This window comes from Moorena sp. SIO4A1, assembly GCF_010672065.1.
Classification (GTDB): domain Bacteria; phylum Cyanobacteriota; class Cyanobacteriia; order Cyanobacteriales; family Coleofasciculaceae; genus Moorena.
This window is the reverse complement of sequence record NZ_JAAHHX010000132.1, coordinates 1-6,651: the sequence shown is the minus strand read 5'-3', so window position 1 is coordinate 6,651 and position 6,651 is coordinate 1. Positions and strand designations below refer to the sequence as shown.

Genomic DNA, 6,651 nt, shown 5'->3' with positions numbered 1-6,651 from the left:
TAGAGTCCGGGTGCTGCCAATCTGATTCGTGGTGCGTAGGCAGATTGTCAGTTGCCAGCCACTTCAGTTGATTGTTGGCGGGATTTTCAGCTAGCTGAGTCTCTATTTTCTCTAATAGAGGGGTAGTAGTGAGGGCAAATTTGGCCTGAGCATCTGCCACAATTGCCTCTAGCCTGGACAAATTTTGATTGGAGCGGGGGGGATAAGCTGGAACGGCTAACACTCCCGCATACAAACAGCCGAAGAAAGCTGTGATAAACTCTAAACCGGGTGGATAGAGTAGCAAAGCTCGCTCCCCTTTTGCGTTTTGGTGTAGAAGCTCGGATGCGATCGCTTGGGCGTGGTTGTCTAACTGTTTATGGGTAAGGTAGCGGTCTGGGGTTTCCCCGTTCAGTAAAAATGTATAGATGATCTGATCCGGCTGGTGTGTTGCTCGGTAACGTAGCAGGTCTACTAAGGTAGAAAATTTTGGTATATTCTCGCTCATCTGATCTAAACTGTCTTTCATACCTGCATGCCTTATTTTCACAGCCAAATCGTCGTCCATCCCCTGATCGATAGATTTATTAGCCTTTTTCTAGGCTACAACAATCGTTTATTATCTATTAAGATGGGCATTATTGGCCAATAGCTTAATGAACTACCAATTCCCCTTAGTAAGGTAAGCATTCAGCATTCAGCATTCAGCATTCAGCATTCAGCCTTCAGCCTTCAGCCTTCAGCATTCAGCCTTCAGCATTCAGCCTTCAGCATTCAGCCTTCAGCATTCAGCCTTCAGCATTCAGCATTCAGCATTCAGCATTCAGCTATCAGCCAAGGACTTGTGTCCACGCTACTTGATGTGATTTTGAATCAAAGAGGTAAGCTAAGGCCAAAGGCAGCACTACGGGAACGTAAGGTCTGAGTTACGGCTGACGGCTGACAGCTGTTCGCGTAGCGTGCGCGTAGCGCTTATGCTGATACCTTAGGTTTCGCTCATAACTTTCAGCCGAATCAGCTGCTCTCCACTCTCGTCCAAAGGAACTTCAATCACGTCACCGGCTAGACGATCCATACAGGTCAGCAGCAATCGCAAGTGGGGAGTACTTGCCCCGGTATCTACATACAATCGGTCTGACAGGCTACCTAAACGCTTCCAGGTGGTATAGAGTTTGCCAACAGTCTTTTCTAGTGCCAAGGCTTGTTTCACTAAATCAGCAGCAGTGTTTAAACACTCAAGCCGTAGCGCTTCATCTAAAGCTAGTTCCATATCCAAGGATGTGTGATTAATAGCTTGGACTTGGGCAGATGCATCTAGATACTTGGCTAAGCAACGGGCATCTGAGGTCACGTGTTTAACGGTGTCCACATCTGGGTTTGTAGCAATTGCTTCTTGTAATGGAATCAGGTGGCTTTCTGGCAGCTTTTCCATCTCTTTGACCAATGGAGCCAGGTAACTGGATGGGAGACCCCCTTCAGCAGATTTTTCTTTAACTTCCTCTGGTAGTAATTCTGAGGACATGGCAGTCCATTGATCAGACGCCTGTTTGACCTCCCGGCGGGTAATGCGATCGCCTTTTTGAGCTCGTTCTGTCACCATCTGTTGGACTTCGGGAGCCGACTTAGCTGTTTCCACAAATGCCCGTTTACTGAAGTTATTAATGGCATCATGACTAAGCTGACCCTCGGTTAACAGAGTATCGGCACTGTTAGCCAGTTCAATCAGGGAGTAAGCCTGACTCTTACCGATTTCCCGACTTTTGAGCCAATTTAAAAATCCAGCTCCCCTTCCTTCACCCCCTTTTTTCTCCCTGTCTCTTACTACTCGTAGAATCCGTCCCCGCCAGATATCGGTCTGTAGGTCAACGCGATCGCATACTCGCCAAGCGTGATCCACTAGCTGTTCAAAGTCAGTTTCCTGAATTTCTTCATCCTCTGGGTCCGGGAGTTGGAAATCCAGATCCATGGGTTCGTTGAGCAGGGCTGCGAGTTCGGCGGTAGAGTCAGGCACTTGCACCATAGGGAAAGATTATCCAGTCACGGTAAACACGATTATTGCACGGTTTCCAAATTATAAAACTGCACGCTACCCCTAGATTAGTCTGACTTGATTATCTGGCATCATGCACCAGATGTATAGGTTATTAATGGTTAGTCATTAGTTTGGTTGCTTTTGAGAGCCAGGTGTGACCGTAAACTTATTAACTGGCATTTAACAATTGGGGGGTGTTTGAGGGGGTCGAAATTCCCCATCCCTCGTGATTAGTGGGGATGGATAGACCCCCTCAACAACTGTTTCCCCACATCCTCCCGATGGATTTTTGATATATTCTTTTACTTTTTATAATGGCGCTCCACCACAGAATACAATACATTTGGAGTCGTGCCATAACTTCCGGAATCTGTGTTACATTGATTGTCGTCTAATCAGCGCGACTGAATAAAACTAAGGAGGTGATTACACTGTGGCGACGTTAAGACAGACATTTCGATTGTACCCAACGGTATCACAACAATCCAAGTTATTCTACGCTCGTTCTTTGCATCAATTGTTATACAATGCCTGTCTGGATCATCGTCGCTATGAGTGGAAAGTAAACCAGAAAAGCGTTAGTTATTTTGAACAACAAAATATTCTACCGGCCTTCAAGGAATGCTGGACGGAATATAAAGGTCTTTACAGCACATCATTACAGGCAACAGTTAAACGGGTAGACCTAGCTTATAACAGTTTTTTCAGTGGACTAAGAAAGTTCCCAATATTTAAATCTATTAGGGACTATTCTGGATGGACTTACCCCAGTGCTTCTGGCTGGAAAGTTAACAGTAATGGAAAACATGGAACTCTTATCCTGAATGACCTTAAAATTAAAATCAGGATGCGAGGTAAGGCTAAATATTGGGGTAAGCCAACCACTTTGACTGTTGTTTACAAACCACGATTAAATCAATGGTTTGCATCGATCACTCTAAAAGTTGATACACCTGAACCATTATATGGAGCTGAGTCAGACTTAAGCTATGAGTCGGTTGTAGCTTATGATTTAGGAACAGAAACAGCTATTACTACCTTTGATGGTTCTGAGTTCAACGAGATTGAAAATCAGCGTTTTACTCGTACTTTAGAACCATTATTAAAAAATGCTGGCAAGGCTAAACGTAGAAAACGCGCTCCTAATCGTAGACAGCGAGTGAAGCCATCAAGTCGCTGGAAAAAGGCCAATAAACGAGAATCTCAACTCAAGGGTAAAATTGGTAATCAGCGTAAAGACTGGCAACACCAGGTTACGTCAGATTTAGCTAGTCGTTATGACATCGGCGTAACTGAAAAACTCAATACGAAAGGAATGACTCGTAAAGCTAAGAACAGCTCAAAACGCCAAAGACAAAAAGCTGGGTTGAATAAATCTATCCTTGATGTTGGTTTTGGTTCTCTTAATAAGATGCTGACCTACAAAATTGAACTAAAAGGTGGGATCGTGCTTCAATTACCTACCAAGCAATTTAAGCCATCACAACGTTGTCCAAAATGTGGTAAAGTTCATAAAGAATGGGCTGATATTTCCAATCGTTACCACGTTTGTGATGAGTGCGGGTTTGAATTTCCACGAGACAAAACCAGCACAATGGTAATGTACAACGCAGCATTAGGAAAACAGCCGGGGTACGGGAATGACCTCGATAAACGTGGATTTTCTAGCTCTACTTCAAAGACCAGTAAGCATACTGGATCGATGAAGCAACTAGGGAAGATGAAGCGTCAAAAATCACGCTCTCAGGACGGGTCTGCTGAAACCCCGTCCCTCTACAGGGCGGGGTAGTTCATCCAACGTACTGTGATTAGTTTGACACCGATTGAATCGGGCAATTAGTTAGAGATCAAGGCGTTGCCCAATTCTGGAAGACTCAAGGGTAATTGGTATAGAAAAGGGAACAGGGAACAGGGAGTAGGGAGTAGGGAACGATGAACAAAAATTATCACAATTAATTTAGGTACCCTATAACTGGCTCAAGTATAAGCTGTTGTGCATTTAAACTTTATATTAGTCAAATCACATCAAAAAGATAGATCCCAGTCCCCTTTTGCCAATAGCCATGCATGCTTTTTGCCTTCCTAAAAAGCATTTTAACCGTTTAGCTTACTTGAATATGATTCCGATATTCAGCAACGGCGAAGCGACCCGGTCAATTACCTTACATTGCCCTTTAATTATTCGTGAATCGACTCTCTCAACCACAACCAACAGATAGTGATCAATCTCGATGGCATGGCAGCCTTGAATTACGCTTTGCCTTAGCCCATGGAAAAACTCAACCTATTCACACCTACGCCAGAGCTCCCTTGAAGGTACAGCGACCGTTTTATCCAGAAGGGCTAGGGGTTTGTCACAGTGTGGTACTTCATACCGCTGGAGGAATGGTAGCAGGGGACAGGTTGTCTCAAGATATCCACCTTGAATCGGGTACTCATGCTTTAATCACCACTGCTGCTGCTAGTAAAGCTTATGGTAGGGGCAGTTCTAGCGCTAGTATAATAAACTATAGCGCTAGTTTAAACCAACCAGAAGTTAAAGAAAATTTATCTAGCGCTAGTTTAAAAAAGCCAGAAGCTAGACAAATCAGATCTAGCGCTAATCAAAAAAACTATAGCGCTAAGCTAAAAACCCCAGAAACTAGACAAATCATCCGGCTCCAAGTAGAGACTGGTGCTTGTTTAGAATGGTTGCCCCAGGAAACGATTGTATTCAATGGTGCAGTTTACCGGCAGGATTTGCGGGTAGAATTAGCGCCGGGAGCCAGTTGGTTAGGCTGGGAAATTACTCGATTTGGACGGAGTGCCAGAGGAGAAAGGTTTGTGGAGGGAAATTGGCGATCGCATACGGAAGTTTGGCAGCAAGGACATCCAACCTGGATTGACCGACAATGGTTACCAGCTAGCGAAGCCACCTTCTCTAGTCCTTATGGTTTAGCGGGACAACCAGTGGTAGGAACATTAGCTTTGGTAGGGGAACCGGTATCATCTGAGATTCTCGAACAAGCCAGGGAACTTTGGAGTGCTAGGGAGTATGTGGGGGAAGCTGGCGTAACTCAGCTGATGTCAGGATTATTATGCCGCTATCGTGGTGCTTCGACTGAGGAGGTGAGACACTGGTTTATAGAGGTTTGGCAACTGTTGCGTGTTAATCTATTCGGGCGTCCTATGATTAAGCCACGAGTTTGGCTATTGTAATGTCAAAATTGTTACTAACCAAAATTGCTACTAACCAAAATTGCTGCTAACCACACGATAAAACAATGCAACTGACACCCCAAGAAAAGGATAAACTACTAATTTTTACTGCTGCCTTATTGGCAGAACGGCGCAAGGAAAAGGGGTTGAAGCTAAATTACCCAGAAGCCGTTGCCTACATTTCTGCGGAAATTTTGGAAGGTGCTAGGGAAGGACGTCCAGTAGCTGATTTAATGAGTTACGGCACCACGCTGCTGACCCGGGATGATGTCATGGAAGGAGTTCCCGAAATGGTGAATGAAGTCCAGGTAGAAGCAACCTTCCCCGATGGGACTAAACTGGTTACTGTACATGACCCAATTCGTTAGTCCCACAAAAAGCTTGATAAATAACTCTTTAACTCATCTTAAATCATCAGAAGATTCACCGAAGTTGACGGAGTTCTTCTGTGAGATGGATAAGTTGGTTTCTCAGGTCATTTATTTGCTCACTACTCAGTTGTGCAGTTCCTTGATGATCTACGATGTTATTTAGGCTATTCAGACAGTCATTAATCGTATAAAGACAGTTATCAACAACCTGGATTCGTTTCGTCAAGATTTCTTTGAACTTAGGCTCAGTTGATTCAAGAATAGTATTGTTGTTGGGTTGAGATTCATTCAGTTGGAACTTGAAAATGTTCCATAATTGAACTAGTGAAGGGAGTCCCATAAGCACCAAACAATGGTAAAAAAACTTTAAAAAAAGCAAACACCAGACAGAAAAAGTGAAAAAGTAGGGAGAGTAGTCATGACTATAGTCATAACTAATTTAATAATGCTATAATTTGCGAAAATAGTTGCCAAAATAAATTTCTGAATAACTGGCTGCTGAACAAGCAAAATTTTTCCATAAGTAGGATAAAATTTCTGGCCATTAGTATAGCTTTAAAAGCCATGTAAGATGTCAGAGTTGACCAAAAAGGAATCATTAACTGTAGAAATAGAACCATCAACGAGTTAATAAGTAAGAATTAAATAACACCTATATCGATTATTCAGAACAGACTAGAGAAGTCAGGATTAATTGATTAAAGACTGTGTAAAGAAAAGAGAAACTAGATAAAAAAATATGGTAATGGTAATCGGGAATAAGCAATAAGTAGTAGGGAATAAGCAATACAGCGGTTTGCAATTCAATTAGGTACAAAGTTCTGGGTTTTTAGGGATCCCCCCTAACCCCCCTTAGTAAGGTAGGGCTGTTTCATTCTCGCCAAAAATAGATGGGGAGATGGGGAGATGGGGAGATGGGGAGATGGGGAGAAAAGGAGCGCGAATAGTCGGAATTTTGGCCAAATTTATCTAACCCTCCTCGAAGGCCGAATCACGAATTGTTAGTCATTGGAGTTGCTTCCTCCCAACTAATTTGTCAGATTTTAATGACTAAATTGGCGGATTTTTCGG

5 protein-coding genes are annotated in these 6,651 nt (G+C 43.3%); 3 read left to right on the top strand and 2 right to left on the bottom strand.

All coding sequences use genetic code 11. The annotated features are described in order from the left end of the window. Positions 1-508: AMP-binding protein (locus tag F6K53_RS34610; protein WP_293083827.1), on the bottom strand; the 508-nt coding region annotated here is incomplete at its 3' end. A gap of 456 nt (positions 509-964) precedes the next feature. After that, a complete protein-coding gene (locus F6K53_RS34605; RefSeq protein ID WP_293083825.1) occupies positions 965-1,999 on the bottom strand; it encodes a hypothetical protein in 1,035 nt (344 codons plus the stop codon). Positions 2,000-2,444: 445 nt separating this feature from the next. Here F6K53_RS34605 and F6K53_RS34600 point away from each other — a divergent pair, with 445 nt between their 5' ends. The 3 genes from F6K53_RS34600 to ureA all read left to right on the top strand — a co-directional run bounded on the left by F6K53_RS34600 (position 2,445) and on the right by ureA (position 5,577). After that, positions 2,445-3,800 carry a transposase gene (locus tag F6K53_RS34600; RefSeq protein WP_293083822.1) on the top strand — a complete coding sequence of 452 codons (1,356 nt, stop codon included), beginning with the start codon at positions 2,445-2,447 and terminating at the stop codon, positions 3,798-3,800. 395 nt (positions 3,801-4,195) lie between these two features. Further along, positions 4,196-5,209, top strand: coding sequence for an urease accessory protein UreD (locus F6K53_RS34595; protein WP_293024894.1), 1,014 nt, complete (start codon positions 4,196-4,198; stop codon positions 5,207-5,209). A 65-nt stretch (positions 5,210-5,274) separates the two neighbouring features. Then, positions 5,275-5,577, top strand: coding sequence for an urease subunit gamma (gene ureA / locus F6K53_RS34590; RefSeq protein WP_008179425.1), 303 nt, complete (start codon positions 5,275-5,277; stop codon positions 5,575-5,577). Positions 5,578-6,651 lie beyond the last annotated feature (1,074 nt).